Source organism: Aeromonas sp. FDAARGOS 1414, from assembly GCF_019047065.1.
Lineage (GTDB): Bacteria > Pseudomonadota > Gammaproteobacteria > Enterobacterales > Aeromonadaceae > Aeromonas > Aeromonas veronii_A.
The window spans coordinates 922,573-937,790 of record NZ_CP077210.1; the positions used below are offsets into that span (position 1 = coordinate 922,573).

At 61.0% G+C, this 15,218-nt stretch carries 11 protein-coding genes; 3 read left to right on the forward strand and 8 right to left on the reverse strand.

What is annotated here, in order from left to right; genetic code table 11:
- Positions 1-41: 41 nt before the first annotated feature.
- The 4 genes from asnB to I6L44_RS04115 form a co-directional block, all read right to left on the reverse strand.
- On the reverse strand, positions 42-1,706 hold the full coding sequence (gene asnB, locus I6L44_RS04100; protein WP_005361356.1) for an asparagine synthase B: 1,665 nt from the start codon (positions 1,704-1,706) through the stop codon (positions 42-44).
- Between the two features lie 192 nt (positions 1,707-1,898).
- A complete protein-coding gene (locus tag I6L44_RS04105; protein ID WP_194496217.1) occupies positions 1,899-2,267 on the reverse strand; it encodes a cupin domain-containing protein in 369 nt (122 codons plus the stop codon).
- A gap of 130 nt (positions 2,268-2,397) precedes the next feature.
- Positions 2,398-3,972, reverse strand: coding sequence for a cation:proton antiporter family protein (locus I6L44_RS04110; protein ID WP_216953370.1), 1,575 nt, complete (start codon positions 3,970-3,972; stop codon positions 2,398-2,400).
- Positions 3,973-4,026: 54 nt separating this feature from the next.
- Positions 4,027-4,776 carry an HAD-IIA family hydrolase gene (locus I6L44_RS04115; RefSeq protein ID WP_005337281.1) on the reverse strand — a complete coding sequence of 250 codons (750 nt, stop codon included), beginning with the start codon at positions 4,774-4,776 and terminating at the stop codon, positions 4,027-4,029.
- 197 nt (positions 4,777-4,973) lie between these two features.
- Here I6L44_RS04115 and I6L44_RS04120 point away from each other — a divergent pair, with 197 nt between their 5' ends.
- Positions 4,974-6,038: an adenosine deaminase gene (locus I6L44_RS04120; protein WP_216953371.1), complete on the forward strand. Its 1,065-nt coding sequence runs from the start codon at positions 4,974-4,976 to the stop codon at positions 6,036-6,038.
- A gap of 113 nt (positions 6,039-6,151) precedes the next feature.
- On the opposite strand, the gene I6L44_RS04125 is transcribed toward I6L44_RS04120, so the two are convergent.
- The 4 genes from I6L44_RS04125 to I6L44_RS04140 form a co-directional block, all read right to left on the reverse strand.
- Positions 6,152-7,138 carry a zinc-binding dehydrogenase gene (locus I6L44_RS04125; protein WP_216953372.1) on the reverse strand — a complete coding sequence of 329 codons (987 nt, stop codon included), beginning with the start codon at positions 7,136-7,138 and terminating at the stop codon, positions 6,152-6,154.
- Between the two features lie 147 nt (positions 7,139-7,285).
- Positions 7,286-8,407, reverse strand: coding sequence for an alkene reductase (locus I6L44_RS04130; RefSeq protein ID WP_216953373.1), 1,122 nt, complete (start codon positions 8,405-8,407; stop codon positions 7,286-7,288).
- 196 nt (positions 8,408-8,603) lie between these two features.
- Positions 8,604-10,139, reverse strand: coding sequence for a TerC family protein (locus tag I6L44_RS04135; RefSeq protein WP_216953374.1), 1,536 nt, complete (start codon positions 10,137-10,139; stop codon positions 8,604-8,606).
- Between the two features lie 300 nt (positions 10,140-10,439).
- The gene (locus I6L44_RS04140; RefSeq protein ID WP_005361338.1) at positions 10,440-11,366 is read right to left on the reverse strand and encodes a cation diffusion facilitator family transporter; all 927 of its coding nucleotides are present in this window, start codon (positions 11,364-11,366) and stop codon (positions 10,440-10,442) included.
- Between the two features lie 167 nt (positions 11,367-11,533).
- Here I6L44_RS04140 and I6L44_RS04145 point away from each other — a divergent pair, with 167 nt between their 5' ends.
- A complete protein-coding gene (locus I6L44_RS04145) occupies positions 11,534-14,605 on the forward strand; it encodes an FAD-binding and (Fe-S)-binding domain-containing protein (RefSeq protein ID WP_216953375.1) in 3,072 nt (1,023 codons plus the stop codon).
- Positions 14,605-15,093, forward strand: coding sequence for a hypothetical protein (locus I6L44_RS04150; RefSeq protein ID WP_216953376.1), 489 nt, complete (start codon positions 14,605-14,607; stop codon positions 15,091-15,093). Before I6L44_RS04145 ends, I6L44_RS04150 begins: the two co-directional genes overlap by 1 nt.
- Positions 15,094-15,218: the final 125 nt, after the last annotated feature.

Sequence of the window (15,218 nt, forward strand, 5' to 3'; positions counted from 1 at the left end):
TTGCTATCTGGCGTTAGCCGATGGGGTTGCCCCGCTCTGGCTTAGTAGCCCTGCTGGTGCACGTCCATCACGGCGCGGCCTGACGGGTCGGCCATCTCCTTGAACTTGGCATCCCACTCCAGCGCGGTGGGGGTGGAGCAGGCGACCGACTTGCCGTAGGGCACGGTGCGGGCGGCGGCTTCTAGGGGGAAGTGCTCGTCGAAGATGGCGCGGTAGAAGTAGGCCTCCTTGGTGAGCGGGGTGTTGATGGGGAAGCGGAATGCAGCCGCCTCGAACATCTGATCCGTCACTTCCTGTTCCACCATGGCTTTCAGGCTGTCGATCCACGAATAACCCACTCCGTCGGAGAACTGCTCCTTCTGACGCCATGCCACTTCGTGGGGCAGCAGATCCTCGAACGCTTCGCGCAGGATGTGCTTCTCGATCTTGCCCTTGCCACACATCTTGTCGGCGGGCTGCAGGCGCATCGCCACGTCCATGAACTCCTTGTCGAGGAAGGGCACGCGACCCTCCACACCCCAGGCTGCCATCGACTTGTTGGCGCGCAGGCAGTCATAGAGGTGCAAAGAGGCGAGCTTGCGCACGTTCTCTTCGTGGAACTCGCGGGCGTTGGGCGCCTTGTGGAAGTAGAGGTAGCCACCGAACAGCTCGTCGGAGCCTTCGCCGGAGAGCACCATCTTGATCCCCATCGCCTTGATGTAGCGGGCCATCAGATACATCGGCGTGGAGGCGCGAATGGTGGTGACGTCATAGGTCTCGAGGTGATAGATGACATCGCGCAGGGCATCCAGACCCTCCTGCACGGTGAAGTGGATCTGGTGGTGGATGGTGCCGAGGTGATCAGCCACCTTGCGGGCGGCGGCGAGATCCGGCGACCCTTCCAGCCCCACGGCGAAGGAGTGCAGTTGCGGCCACCAGGCTTCGCTCTTGCCATCGTCCTCGATGCGGCGCGCCGCATAGAGCTTGGTAATGGCGGATATAACGGAGGAGTCCAGCCCGCCGGAGAGCAGCACGCCATAAGGCACGTCGCACATCAGTTGGCGTTTGACCGCCGCTTCCAGCGCCGCTTTCAGCTCGGCCTTGTCGCTGACGTTGTGCTCGACCGCGCTGTATTCCATCCAGTCGCGCTTGTACCACTGTTTGAGCTCGCCATCCTTGCTCCACAGATAGTGTCCCGGCGGGAAGGTCTCGACGCTCTTGCAGACCGGTACCAGCGCCTTCATCTCGGAAGCGACATAGAAGTTGCCGTGCTCGTCGCGGCCGGTATAGAGGGGGATGATCCCCATGTGGTCGCGACCAATCAGGTAGGCATCCTGTTCGGCGTCATAAAGAATGAAGGCAAAGATGCCGTTGAGATCGTCGAGAAACGCCGGGCCCTTCTCCTTGTAGAGAGCTAGCAGCACCTCACAGTCGGATTTGGTCTGGAACTGGAAATCGACCTTGAGGGTCTTTTCCAGCTCTTTGTGGTTGTAGATCTCGCCGTTGACCGCCAGCACATGGGTGCGCTCGGGGTTGTAGAGCGGCTGTGCGCCATTGCCCGGGTCGACGATGGCCAGACGCTCGTGCACCAGAATGGCTTTGTCGGAGCTGTAAACGCCGGACCAGTCAGGCCCGCGGTGACGAAGTCGCTTGGACATCTCCAGCGCCGATTTGCGCAGGGCGACTGCATCGGACTTGATATCCAGAATGCCGAAAATTGAACACATTGGCGGTAATCCTCTTGATTTTTATATGAGCCCCCCACGTTTGGGCTCGAAATTCCATTTACATTCCTCGTCAGACACAATGCCTAGCGGAAAAACCTTTTGCAAGCGGGAAAACCGCAGAAAATCATGCCGTAAGCGTCAAGCAGATCAACAGGATAAGGATTGTTGCAACGGGGCAGGGTGACGTGAACGTCAAGCCGAGGCGGGTTCGAAGATGACGTAGACCTTGCGACAGGGGGTAAGAGTCTCCCACTCGCCGACAAAGCCTGCCGGAATCACGAATTGATCGCCGGGTTTGAGAGCCAGCTGGCCGCCCAGACTGTCGTGGATCACCACATCCCCCTCCAGCAGCTGGCAATACTCGTGCTCGGTGTAGTGAATGGTCCAGCGGCCCGGCTCGCAGCTCCAGAAGCCCACGTGAAACTGCTGGCTTGGGTCGGAGTAGTGGTTCCACACCGTTTGTGCCGGGTTGCCCGCTTTAATGCGCTCGGGAGCTGGCATCAGCGGGGTAGGGGCCGCCTCGTGGCGGCCCGGCAAAATCCAGTCGTTGAGGGTCTTCATGGTGCCTCCTTGGCTTCAGCAGATAGGAAAGCGGGGCCATCTTGGCCCTGCGTTTGTTCGTTTTATTAAACGAGGTTGTGCATAACTTAAACGATGCGCATTCCCTTGCCAAGGGCTGCTGGCCGACGACTCAAAGCGGCTGCAAGCGGCGGATCACATGACGGGCAAAGCCGCTGCCCGCCTCGTTGTAGACGTTGAACACCGCATCCACCCCCTGCTCCTGCAGGGAGGCGATATCATCCTCGAAGCGGACGATGGCGGCTATCTTGCCGGCAAAACCGTGGCTGCGCAGCTTCTCGATGGCGTAGAGGTTACCCGAGTGGTGGGGCATCGCCAGCAGCACCAGATTGACCTGATTGGAGAGGAGCACCTTGTCCCAGAAGTCGGTATCGGTGGCATCCCCCTCGATGACGTTCATCCCCTGGGCTCGCAGGGTGGGCAGCTTCTCGCTGTCGTTCTCCACCCCGAGGATGACGTTGCCGTATTTGTTCTCCAGCTCGAAGTAGGCCCCCTGACCGATCCGCCCCATGCCTAGGATGATCACCTCCGCATCGCCAAGCTCTATGGGTCTGTCTTCCGGATGGAGGTTGCTCGCCTGCAATCCCCGCAGCCAGTGGCCGATGCGGTGATACATGCGCTCGCTCTGGGCATTGAGCGGGGCGGAGATCATAAAGCTGGCCGCCAGCGCTAGCGAGACCGCCACCAGCCACTCGTGGGAGAGCCAGCCCGCCTTGGCGGCGATGGCGGCGACGATCAGGCCAAACTCCGAGAAGTTGGTGAGCGCCAGGGTCGAGAGCAGGGCGGTACGCACCCGCAGGTGAGCGCCGCTGTAGACCAGATAGTAGAGGACACTTTTGAGCGGCAGGGCCAGCACCAGCGCCAGTGCCAGCAACATGGTGTCGTGGGTCGGCAGGCCGTTGAGGCCGATGGTGAGAAAGAAGCAGACCAGAAAGAGGTCTTTGAGGTTGAAGAGCGCCTTGGCCAGCCCTGCCGCAGCCGGATGAGAGGCGAGCAGCATGCCGATGATCAGCGCCCCCAGATCCGGTTTGAGGCCAACCACTTCAAAACCGGCGGCTCCGACCACCAGCGCCAGAAATACTCCGAACAGCACCTGCAGCTCGCCGTGACCGGCACGCTCCAGCAGCTTGAACAGCAGCGGGCGCAGCAGCGGCAATCCCAGTACCCAGAGCGCCCAGATACTGGGCCACTTGCCGCTGGAGAAGGCCAGAAACGCCACGGCGAACACATCCTGCATCACCAGCACCCCGATGGCGATGCGGGCGTAGAGGGCATTCATGTCGCTGCGATCTTCCAGCACCTTGACCGCAAAGACAGTGCTGGAGAAGGAGAGGGCAAAGCCCAGCAGCAGCGCCAGTTTCCAGTCCAGCGAGAGGGCAAGTTCAAGCCCCAGTCCCTTGCAGACCAGCAGTACCATGGTAAAGAGCAGGGTGGAGAGCAGCAGGTGCAGGCTGGTGGTGCCCCACACATCGCGCCGCATCAGGGTCTTGATATTGAGCTTGAGACCGATGGTGAACAGCAGCAGGGTGACGCCGAGATCGGCCACCTCGCTCAGGGCGGGAGTATTTTCATATCCCATGCCGTTGAGGATAAAACCGGCGGCCAGAAAGCCGAGCAGGGGGGGCAGACCAATCAGATTGACTACCATGCCGCAGCCAAAGGCCACGGCGATCAGAATGGGTTCCATAACAGATCCTGCAAGGGCAGGAGAGACCTGCCCTGTTTAACGCTTGGGTGGTGATTAGACGATATCGATGTCGACCACGGAGTCGAAAATATGGTTCGGGCGAAACGGCATGCGGTCGATATCGGCGACCTTGCTCACCCCGGAGAGCACCAGCACCGTCTCGAGACCGGCCTGAAAGCCCGCCAGAATGTCGGTGCGCAGGTTGTCGCCGATGATGATGGTGTCGTCGGAGTGGGCCTCCATCCGGTTGAGTGCCGCACGGATGATCCAGGCGCTCGGTTTGCCGACATAAAACGGCTTCTTGCCGGTCATCCGCTCGATGGGGGCGCACAGGGCGCCGCAGGCCGGGTGCATCATGGGACCGTGGGTGTCGGGGTTGGTGGCGATAAAGCGGGCCCCCTGATCGACGAACTTGGCCCCCTGTTGCATCATGGTCCAGTTGTAGTTGCGGGTCTCGCCCACCACCACGAAGTCCGGGTCTATGTCGGTGATGGTGAAACCGGCCTTGTAGAGCTCGTGGGTCAGCGCCCCTTCACCGATCACATAGGCCTTCTTGCCATCCTGACGCTTGAGGAAATCGGCGGTACCCATGGCGGAGGTGTAGAAGCATTCCTCCGGCACTTCGATCCCGGCGGAGCGGAAGCGGTTTTGCAGATCTTTCTGGGTCTGGGCCGGGTAGTTGGTGAGGAACAAGAGCTTGCTGCCCTGCTCCAGCAGGCGATGGACGAAACGGTCGGCACCGGGGATGAGATCGTTATTGTGCAGGATGACACCGTCGATATCGCAGATGACGTTCTTCTTCATGAAAACTCCTTGTCAGGGCGCAGGCGAGCCGCCAATCGTTAAGATGTTCAATCATTTATGATTTTTGTGACGCCATTATAAGTCTGTTTGATGACAAGTCTCCCCTGTCTCGCCACTTCGGTGCACAATAAAGCTGCCGTCGGGTCAGTCTGGTGGAGGGGCTGACGCCGGATCACTTTGCTGATGGAGCCGTCGCTATGGACACCCCGATTCCCAAGCCAGTCACCCCCGAACACCTCACCGCCGCGCAATTTATCGCCGGACTGCCGAAACTGGAGCTGCACCTGCATATCGAGGGCAGCCTCGAACCCGAGCTGATGTTTGAGTTGGGCCGCCGCAACAGTATTCCGCTGCCCTGGCCCGATGTGGCCAGCGTGCGCGCCGCCTATGACTTTGACTGCCTGCAATCCTTTCTCGACCTCTACTATCGCGGCGCCAGCGTGCTGGTGACCGAGCAGGACTTCTTCGACCTCACCTGGGCCTATCTTGAGCGTTGCGCCGCCGACAAGGTGGTGCATGTGGAGATCTTCTTTGACCCGCAGACCCACACCGCCCGCGGCGTCCCCTTTGCTACCGTGCTCGGCGGCATCGAGCGTGCGCTGCAGCGCGGGGAGAAGGAGTTTGGCATCAGCTGGCGCCTTATCATGAGCTTTTTGCGCCACCTCAGTGAAGAGGAGGCGTTCGCTACGTTGGAGGAGGCGGAGCCCTTCCTGTCACGGATTCACGGCATCGGCCTCGACTCGGGTGAAAAGGGCAACCCACCGACCAAGTTTGCCCGGGTCTTTGCCAAATGCCGCGAGCTGGGGCTGCCGGTGGTGGCCCACGCAGGTGAAGAGGGGCCTGCCGACTACATCTGGCAGGCGATCAACGAGCTGCAGGTATGCCGCATCGATCACGGAGTGCGTTCGGCAGACGATCCCGAGCTGCTGCGCTATCTGGCGGATACCCGGCTGCCGCTCACCGTATGCCCCCTCTCCAACACCCGGCTCAAGGTGTTCGGCAATATGGCCCAGCACAATGTGTTGCGGCTGCTGGAGCAGGGGCTCTGCGTCACCATCAACTCGGACGATCCCGCCTACTTCGGCGGCTATATGAATGCCAACTTTGCGGCGCTGTCCGATGGCCTCGGCGCGACCATGAGTCAGCTCTGCCGCTTGTCGCTCAATGCGGTGGAGGCGAGCTGGCTCTCTGTGGCTGACAAGGCGCGCCTGACCCGGGAGATCCGCAGTTATGCCGAGACTCACGGGGTGATCCTGCACTGAGTCAGGCGCCAATGAAGTCGAGATGACATGCACTAGATATAAAGAGAGGCCCGTCATCACTGGCGGGCCTCTCTTATTTCAATGGCTGGTGTGGTTGCAGGAGGAGGGCTGTATTACGCCACTCGCACCAGAAACTTCTCGCCCTGTCCTTCGCGCTTGAAGCGCTTGAGCAGGGTAGGCAGTGACTCAAAGTCGCCGACCACCAGCGGCGGCAGGGTCAGCTCGCCGCTCGCCATCTGCTCCATCATGGCGACACCGGCGGCGACCAGTCGGCTCCACTGTTTGTCCGAGCCAAAGGCGTGCTGGGCGCCCAGCGCAATCTCGTGCAACGAGTGGCAATGGCTAAAGGCGGGCAACGGATTGTGCGGGATGCGCCCGAGCACAGTCACCATATGGCCGTAGTAGCCAAGGGCGGGCAGCAGGCTCTCTGCCTGTTGGCTCGAGACCAGATCGATGATCCCCTCAAACGGCTCGTTGCCGTTGGCGGCTTGCAAGGTGGCCAGCCAGGCGGGATCCCGATAATCGGCTACGCCCTGCACACCTATCTGTTTGAGCCACTGATGGTGGCGTGGGCTGGCGCTGGCAAAGACCCGCGCTCCTTGCTGGAGGGCGAGCTGCACCGCAAAGCGGCCGACACTGCTGCCGGCGCCTGTGATGAGCAGCGCTTCCCCGTGCAGGCGCGGCAGCTTGGCCAGCGCCTGCCAGGCGGTGAGGCCGGGACAGGGCAGGGCGGCGGCCGCCTCGTCACTCAGGGCATCGGGCACCGGCAGCAGGGCACGGGCGGGCACTTTGGTGTGGCGGGCAAAGCTGCCGTGGTGGCGCAGGTCGGTGTGATAGGCGACCCGGGCACCGAGGCGCAGATGGCTGACGTTGGCGCCGAGGGCCACGATAGTGCCCATGCCATCGACGCCGGGCACCTGACCCTCCTGCCAGTTGGAGTGGCCATATTCGATCAGCTTCCAGTCCACCGGGTTGAAAGCGATAACCCGGTTGGCTACCAGTACCTCGTCAGGGGCGAGCGGTGCCAGGGGCAGATCGGCGAGGGTAAGCTGGGTCGGTTCACCGGGGGCATGCCAGCACCAGGCTTGGGTGTGATTCATGATGACTCCTTGTGAAAGCGAGGGGAGAGAACAACGAGATCATTGCAACAGTGATTCGGTCAGTCATATCACTGTTGCTAATGCGCAACAATACGGCAGGCCCCAACCAGTGGGGTCTGCGTTACGTGGCCGGTTGGCCATTGGCAATCAGCGGCTGGTCGCTGCGTCATCGGCCTGATAGACGGGGTAGTCGGTCAGCCCTTTTTCGCCGCCGCCAAACAGGGTGGCTGGATCGTGGGGGGCCAGCGGATAGCCGTGGCGCAGCCGGTTCGGCAGATCCGGGTTGGCAACGAAGGGGCGGCCAAAGCCAATCATGTCGGCCCAGCCCGCGTCGAGGGCGGCACGTGCCCGCTTGCCATCATATTTGCCGGCGTAGATCAGGGTGTTGGGGAAGGCATCCCGCAGACCCTGCTTGAAGTTCTCCGGCATCAGGGGGGCATCGTCCCAGTCCGCTTCGGCAATATGCAGGTAGACCACGTTGAGCTGGCCCAGCAGACGGGCGGCCGCCAGATAGGTCTCCTGCGGATTGGCATCGACTGTGCCGTTGAGGGTGGTGAGCGGCGCAAGACGCACCCCGACACGTTCGACCCCGATTTCACTACTGACCGCCTCTGTCACCTCTTTGAGAAAGCGCAGCCGGTTTTCCAGCGATCCGCCATAACTGTCGGTGCGGGCGTTGGATTCGGAGTCGAGGAACTGGTTGATCAGATAACCGTTGGCGGCGTGCAGCTCGATGCCGTCAAAACCGGCGCTGATGGCGTTGCGGGCCGCCTGACGGAACTGGCCCACCACCGCATCGATATCGGCTTGAGTCATGGCGCGCGGAGTGACGGTCTCGACAAAGCCGGGGGCATCGCTGCCGTTATCGACGAACACCTTGACGCCCACTGCGGGCAGGGCTGAAGCGGAGATGGGCTGGGCGCCGCCGATGTTGTCCGGATGGGTGACCCGGCCCACGTGCCAGAGCTGGGCGAAGATGGTGCCCCCCTTGGCGTGCACGGCATCGGTCACCCCTTTCCAGCCAGCGATCTGCTCTGCGCTGTAGATGCCAGGCGTCCAGGCGTAGCCCTTGCCCATGGGGTCGATTTGGGTGCCTTCGCTGATGATCAGGCCCGCCTCGGCGCGCTGGGCGTAGTAGCTCGCCATCATGGCGTTGGCCACATCACCGGGCTGACTGGCACGGGAGCGGGTCATGGGGGGCATGACGATGCGGTTGGCAAGGTGCAGCTGGCCAAGGCGCAGGGGGCAGAACAGGTGATCGTGGCTCATCTTGAGTTCCTCATGGTGGAAGTGAGGCCACTTTATGCCGCCATCTTGTTGTGAAAAAGAGGGGTAATTGCACAAGAGAATTGTGCTTGATGCAGCAATCAGCACAAACCGCCGGGAAAGAAGGCGTTGAGGCATAAAGTTGAAGCATAAAAAAGAGGGCCGTCTGGCCCTCTTCTGTATTCTGCTGGTGGCAGGCTCAAGCCGCGGCGGGCATCACTTTCACCCGCTCGATGCGCCGCTCGCTCACCTCGATCACCTCGAAGTTGAGCTGCTGCAGTTGCAACTGCTGACCCGGGGTGGGCAGAGTGCCGAAGTGGGAGAGCAGCATGCCCGCCAGGGTCACGTATTCATCGCTCTCGCTCACCAGCCCCTCGTGCTCCAGCACCTGCTCCACATGGTGGATGTTGGTGCTGCCGTTGATCAGCCACCCTTCGCCATCGCGCACGATATCCGGGGTTTCGTCCTCGTCCGGCAGCTCGCCGACGATGGCCTCCAGCAGATCGTGGGTGGTGACCAGCCCCTGGATCACGCCAAACTCGTCGGAGACCAGAATAAGGCTCCCCTTGGCTTTGCGCAGCTCCGCCAGCAGACGGATCACGTTGATGGTCTGCGGCACGATAATGGGATCGTTCTGCTTGGCCAGTTCGCTCAAGGATTGCCCTTCGTTCAAGGCAAACAGCAGATCGCGCGCCTTGACCACTCCGATCACCTCGTCCAGATCCCCGTCACAGATGGGGAACAGGCTGTGGGGTTCGCGCTGCAGCAGGGCGCGGATCTCGTCGCTGGAGTCGTTGATATCAATCCAGGCCATCTCCGAGCGCGGGGTCATGATGGTGCGAATGGAGCGCTCGGCCAGCGACAGCACCCCGGTCACCATATAGCGCTCCTCCTCGCCAAAGCTGAGCGGCTCGGCAGGTGCGGCATCCAGATCGTCATCCGGTCTGTCCTGATAGGCCTTGCTGCCCATCAGCTTGAAGATGGCGGCGGTGGTGCGCTCGCGCAGGGGCTGTTTGGATTCGTGACGCATGGCGCTGCGTTGGGCCAGCTGGTTGAAAAACTCGATCAGCACCGAGAAGCCGATGGCTGCGTAGAGGTAGCCTTTCGGAATATGAAAACCGAACCCTTCCGCCACCAGGCTGAAGCCGATCATCAGCAGGAAACTCAGACAGAGCACCACCACGGTCGGGTGGGCGTTGACGAAGCGGGTCAGCGGCTTGGAGGCGAGCACCATCACCACCATGGCGATGGTCACGGCGGCCATCATGACGCCCAGATGATCTACCATGCCGACGGCGGTGATGATGGAGTCGAGCGAGAAGACCGCATCCAGCACCAGAATTTGGGCGATCACCACGCCGAAGCTGGCGTAGGCGCCGACCGGGCCGTCATCGTGGGGTTTGGCTTCCAGCCGCTCGTGCAGCTCGGAGGTGGCCTTGAACAGCAGGAACAGGCCGCCCCCCATCAGGATCAGGTCCCGACCGGAGAAGGGGTGATCCCACAGGTGCAAAATCGGGGTGGTGAGGGTGACCAGCCATGACATGACACTCAAGAGCCCAAGTCGCATCAGCAGGGCCAGCGACAGGCCGATGATGCGCGCCTTGTCCCGTTGGGCGGGGGGCAGTTTTTTCACCAGAATGGCGATAAAGACCAGGTTGTCGATCCCCAGCACGATTTCCAGAATGATCAGGGTAAACAGACCAATCCAGATATGGGGATCCAGCAGCAATTCCATTGTATGACCTCAATAAAAACAGACAGAGCAGAGAGTAATCACGGCGCGCGATGGCCGCAGTAACAGCAAGGCAAAGGTGTTATTTAGAGGCGCTGATTAAGCAGAAAAAGATAGGCTTTGACAGAGAGAGACGAAGGGCAACTTCGGGGATTGTCCATGATGGGCAATAAAACCTCGGGTGAAAAATGAGCCCTGATGATAGCGGCTGGCGCCAATTTGGCAAGAGCAGTGTCAGTGGGGCGTGATGGGGTTGTGATGCGACAGGGGGAGGCGGCGGTGCCACGCTCCCCCGTGCGGTCGTTACAACCAGCGCTTTTCGCGGGTGAAACAGACCGACAGCCAGGCATCCCCAAGGGTATCGCCAAGGCGAGACCAGAGCTCCTGACGCAGGGCATCCTGACGTTCGACGGGCCACTCCTGACCCGGCGCCACCAGAATGTTCAATTCCAGATCGAAGCGGCGACCGCTTTTGGCCAGATGGCTGTAGCACTCGATGCCGTGACGCTGGCGCAGCGCCTCGATCTCCTGCTCGACTTGCCGTGGCACATCCCCCTTGGGGGCAATTTTCAGCACTTCCCGCAGGTTGCGACCGAGCACCTTGATGGGAATGAGAGTGGCGCAGAGGGCCAGCAGCGAGACCAGCACCGGGTCGATATAGCGGTTGTATTGGCCGTAGCCGATGGCATCGAGGCCAATGGCGACCACGAAACCGATAAGCAGGGTGGCGCTGAGAAGGGTATCCACCAGCCACTCTTTGGAGTCGACCCGCACCAGCTCGGAGTCAACCTGTTCGGCAACCTGGGCTTCGATACGATAGATGATGGCGCAGAAGAAGGTGGAGACGGCGGCATAGATGAGAGCGTGGCCGAGATCGATCTCCCGTCCGCCATCCAGCAGGGTGGTGATGCCGCTATAGAGAGCGCCAAGGCAGAGCAGCAGAATAATGGTGCCATTGATGACGTTGGTGATGGGCTCGAAGTGGGCGTAGCCATACTGGAAGCGCGCATCGGAAGGGCGGGTAACGAGATAGGCGGTAACAAGACCGAGGCCTGTCATGCCCATGCTGAACAGGGTGAAGATACCATCGAGCATGATGGCGTTGGAACCGACGAAGAGGCCGTAGCCGATGCCGAAGATGGCAAAGGTGATACAACCGAACAGCGACAGGGTAAGCGCCTGTTTTTCGGTGGTGACCAGCGTACTGATAACATGGCTGTGGTGAGCCATAAAAGTCCTCCTTTCAAATGGTGAATATTGCCAAGCGCAAGCGGTTTTCTAGCTGATATACTGCCCGCTCACATGTGAGCGGACTGGCCTGACTGCCATTGACAGGCGGCTGGCCAGTCGTTGTCGCCGGCGTGCCGGCATCAAGCAAAGGATGGGAACAAGGATTCATGATCCCGAGACTCGATTACCAGGACAGTTTGTCACCCGCAACCCTGCAGTTTCTTGAGTTGCTAGAGCGCAGCGCATTTCGTGGTGATATCGAAAAGTCTTATGCAAGCCGGTTGGCGATGGCGACGGATAACAGCGTCTATCAGGTAGTACCTCAGGCGGTTCTCTATCCGCGCAGTGCGGACGACATAGCAGCAATGCTCAAGCTGGCCGCAGAGCCGGCGTTCGCCTCCCTGAGCTTTTTCCCTCGTGGTGGCGGTACCGGCACCAATGGTCAGTCATTGGGCGGCGGCATTATCGTCGATCTCTCCCGTTATATGAACCAGATCATGGAAATTAATCTGGAGGAGGGGTGGGTACGCGCCCAGGCCGGGGTGGTGAAAGACCAGCTCAACGCCTACTTGAAACCCCACGGCTACTTCTTCTCGCCGGATCTCTCCACCTCCAACCGCGCCACCTTAGGGGGCATGATCAACACAGATGCCTCGGGGCAGGGGTCTCTGGTCTACGGCAAAACCTCGGATCACGTGCTGGGGCTCAAAGCGGTGCTGGAGAACGGTGACATCATGGCGACCGAGCCGCTGACCGGTGAGCGACTGGCCGACAAGCTGGCGCTGGAGAGTCGGGAAGGGGAGATCTATCGCACCCTCTATCGCATCGGCAAGGAGCGCCGCGCCGACATTGAGGCGACCTTCCCCAAGCTCAACCGCTTTCTGACCGGTTACGATCTCAAGCACCTCTATCAACCCGATACCGACACGCTGGATGTGAGCCGGGTGCTGTGCGGATCTGAAGGGTCTCTCGGCTTTATCACCGAAGCCAAACTCAATATCACTCCCATCCCGCGTTATCGCACTCTGGTCAACGTCAAGTACGACAGCTTCCCCTCCGCCCTGCGCAACGCCCCCTTTATGGTTGAAGCCCAAGCGCTGTCGGTGGAGACGGTGGATTCCCGGGTGCTCGGGTTGGCCCGCGCCGACATCATCTGGCATTCGGTCAAAGAACTTATTCAGGACGTGCCCGGCAAGGATCTGCAGGGACTCAACATTGTCGAGTTTGCCGATACCGACGAGGCAGAACACAAGGCCAAGGTGGCGGAGCTCTGCCGCCGTATCGACGACCTGTTGGCCAAGGGGGAGGCGGGAATCATCGGCTATCAGGTGTGTGACCACCTGCCGAGCATCGAGACCATCTACGCCATGCGCAAGAAGTCGGTGGGGCTGCTGGGCAACGCTGAAGGACGCAAGAAGCCGGTGGCCTTCACCGAAGATACCGCCGTGCCGCCAGAGTCACTGGCCGATTTCATCATGGAGTTTCGTGCCCTGCTGGACGCCCACGGCCTCGACTACGGCATGTTCGGCCACGTCGATGCCGGTGTGCTGCACGTGCGCCCGGCGCTCGACTTGTGCGATCCCGAGCAGGAGGTGCTGCTGCGGCGCATCTCCGATCAGGTGGTAGCGCTCACCGCCAAATATGGCGGCTTGATGTGGGGGGAACATGGCAAGGGCTTTCGCTCCGAATACAGCCCCGCCTTCTTTGGCGAGCTGTGGGAAGAGTTGCAGCGGGTCAAGGGGGCGTTCGACCCGGCCAACCGCATCAACCCGGGCAAGATATGTATCCCCTACGGTAGCGGCGCCGAGCTGGTGTCGGTGGATGGCCCCAAGCGCGGCAAGTATGACCGCCAGATCCCGCTCGCGGTGCGCACCAGCTACACCCGCGCCATGGATTGCAACGGCAACGGTCTCTGCTTCACCTTCGAGACCGACTCCCCCATGTGCCCCTCGGTCAAGATCAGCCGCGATCGCCGCCACTCCCCCAAGGGGCGGGCGGGCCTGATGCGTGAATGGTTGCGTCAGTTGGCGGAGCAGGGTTTGGATCCGTTGGCGGAAGAGGTGGCACTGCAATCCGGTGGTGTGCGCTTCAAACAGCTGGTGGACAAGGTGCGCAACAGCTGGGCCAAACAGCGCGGCGAGTATGACTTCTCCCACGAGGTGATGGAGGCGATGGCTGGCTGTCTGGCCTGCAAGGCGTGCACCAGCCAGTGCCCGATCAAGGTGGATGTGCCCGATTTTCGCGCCCGCTTTATGCAGCTTTATCATGGCCGCTACCTGCGCGCCCCCAAGGATTACTTCGTCGGCACGGTGGAGAGCTATGCGCCGTTGCTTGCCAAGGCGCCGAAGCTGGTCAACTTTTTCCTCGAAAAAGAGTGGGCCCAGAAGGCGACCGAGAAGAGCATCGGCATGGTGGATGTGCCGCTGCTCTCAGTGCCGACCCTTGCCGAGAGCCTGCACGATAACCGTGCCCGCTATTTTGATCTGCCGGGACTGGAGCGGATGAGCGTCGAGCAGCGCAAGCAGGTGGTGCTCATCGTGCAGGATCCCTTCACCAGTTATTACGACGCCCCTGTGGTGCGCGACCTGGTGAAACTCGCCAGCAAGCTCGGCTTCCAGCCCTACTTGCTGCCCTTTAAACCCAACGGTAAACCCCAGCATATCAAGGGGTTCCTGCGCGCCTTTGCCCGTACAGCGGCCAACAGCGCCCAGTTCCTCAACAAGGTGGCGGCGCTTGGCATTCCCATGGTGGGGGTGGATCCGGCCATGGTGCTCTGCTATCGCGACGAGTATGCCAAGGCGCTGGGGTCGGCCCGCGGTGATTTTCAGGTGTTGTTGCCGCAGGAGTGGCTGCTCTCGCTGCCGGCAGATCAACTGCCTGCTCGCACTGACAAGACCAAGAGCGAGGAGGGGGGCGAGCCCTGGTATCTCTTTGCCCACTGCACCGAGAAGACCGCCAAGCCCTCCACTCACGGCGACTGGAGCACCCTGTTTGGCCGCTTCGGGGCCAGCTTGCAGCCAGTCTCTGTGGGTTGCTGCGGTATGGCGGGCACCTATGGTCACGACGTCAAACAGGTGGAGAACTCCAAGGGCATTTATGGGTTGAGCTGGGCTGACCCGCTAGCCCGTCTACCCAAAGCGCGCTGTCTGGCGACCGGCTATTCGTGCCGCAGTCAGGTCAAGCGGATGGAGGGGGAAAAGCTCAAACATCCATTGCAAGCCCTGCTGGAGCTGCTCTGATGCTGACGTTTCCCAAGCGGTTTCGGGTGCCGAAGGCCTATCGGCACCCGCGTTTCTTGCTATTACCCGCCGCCCCCGCTCAGGCGGTGGTGGAGTTTGTCGCCATCCTGCGCGAGCGTGAGCAGCTCCATCAGCTGTTTCGCCCGAATGATATCTGGCCCTCCGCCAACTTCAGCCTGAGCCAGCACGAAGGGGATCTGGAGTGGCAGCAGTCGGAGTTTCTGGCCAAGCGCTCCTTTGCCTATGGCCTCTGGAGCCCGGATCGGGAGCCGCAATTCTGGGGCGGGGTTTATCTCTACCCCTCGGTGTTGCCTGAGGTAGCGGTGGAGCTCTTCTTCTGGAAGGTGGCCGAGGCGCCAATCACGGATGAGGAGCTGGAGATTCAGCTGCGCGACTGGCTCGCCAAGGTGTGGCAGTGGCCAGACCCCCGCTTGCCGGGGCGAGAAGTGCCCTGGGCTGAGTGGCCCGGCGTTACCTACCCCTGGTGACATCCCGCTTAAGGGCATGATTGTGTAACACGCAGTTCCGAGTCGGGGCTGCGTTGTTAACATGTCACCCGGTAACCAACAACTCATATAACCGAACCATTTTGTCGATGGAGGGCGTTTCACTC

What these genes read in the sequence shown, in the direction of transcription:
- asnB (WP_005361356.1), bottom strand. Translation starts at nt 1,706, where the DNA reads ATGTGTTCAATTTTCGGCATTCTGGATATCAAGTCCGATGCAGTCGCC.
- I6L44_RS04105 (WP_194496217.1), bottom strand. Translation starts at nt 2,267, where the DNA reads ATGAAGACCCTCAACGACTGGATTTTGCCGGGCCGCCACGAGGCGGCC.
- I6L44_RS04110 (WP_216953370.1), bottom strand. Translation starts at nt 3,972, where the DNA reads ATGGAACCCATTCTGATCGCCGTGGCCTTTGGCTGCGGCATGGTAGTC.
- I6L44_RS04115 (WP_005337281.1), bottom strand. Translation starts at nt 4,776, where the DNA reads ATGAAGAAGAACGTCATCTGCGATATCGACGGTGTCATCCTGCACAAT.
- I6L44_RS04120 (WP_216953371.1), top strand. Translation starts at nt 4,974, where the DNA reads ATGGACACCCCGATTCCCAAGCCAGTCACCCCCGAACACCTCACCGCC.
- I6L44_RS04125 (WP_216953372.1), bottom strand. Translation starts at nt 7,138, where the DNA reads ATGAATCACACCCAAGCCTGGTGCTGGCATGCCCCCGGTGAACCGACC.
- I6L44_RS04130 (WP_216953373.1), bottom strand. Translation starts at nt 8,407, where the DNA reads ATGAGCCACGATCACCTGTTCTGCCCCCTGCGCCTTGGCCAGCTGCAC.
- I6L44_RS04135 (WP_216953374.1), bottom strand. Translation starts at nt 10,139, where the DNA reads ATGGAATTGCTGCTGGATCCCCATATCTGGATTGGTCTGTTTACCCTG.
- I6L44_RS04140 (WP_005361338.1), bottom strand. Translation starts at nt 11,366, where the DNA reads ATGGCTCACCACAGCCATGTTATCAGTACGCTGGTCACCACCGAAAAA.
- I6L44_RS04145 (WP_216953375.1), top strand. Translation starts at nt 11,534, where the DNA reads ATGATCCCGAGACTCGATTACCAGGACAGTTTGTCACCCGCAACCCTG.
- I6L44_RS04150 (WP_216953376.1), top strand. Translation starts at nt 14,605, where the DNA reads ATGCTGACGTTTCCCAAGCGGTTTCGGGTGCCGAAGGCCTATCGGCAC.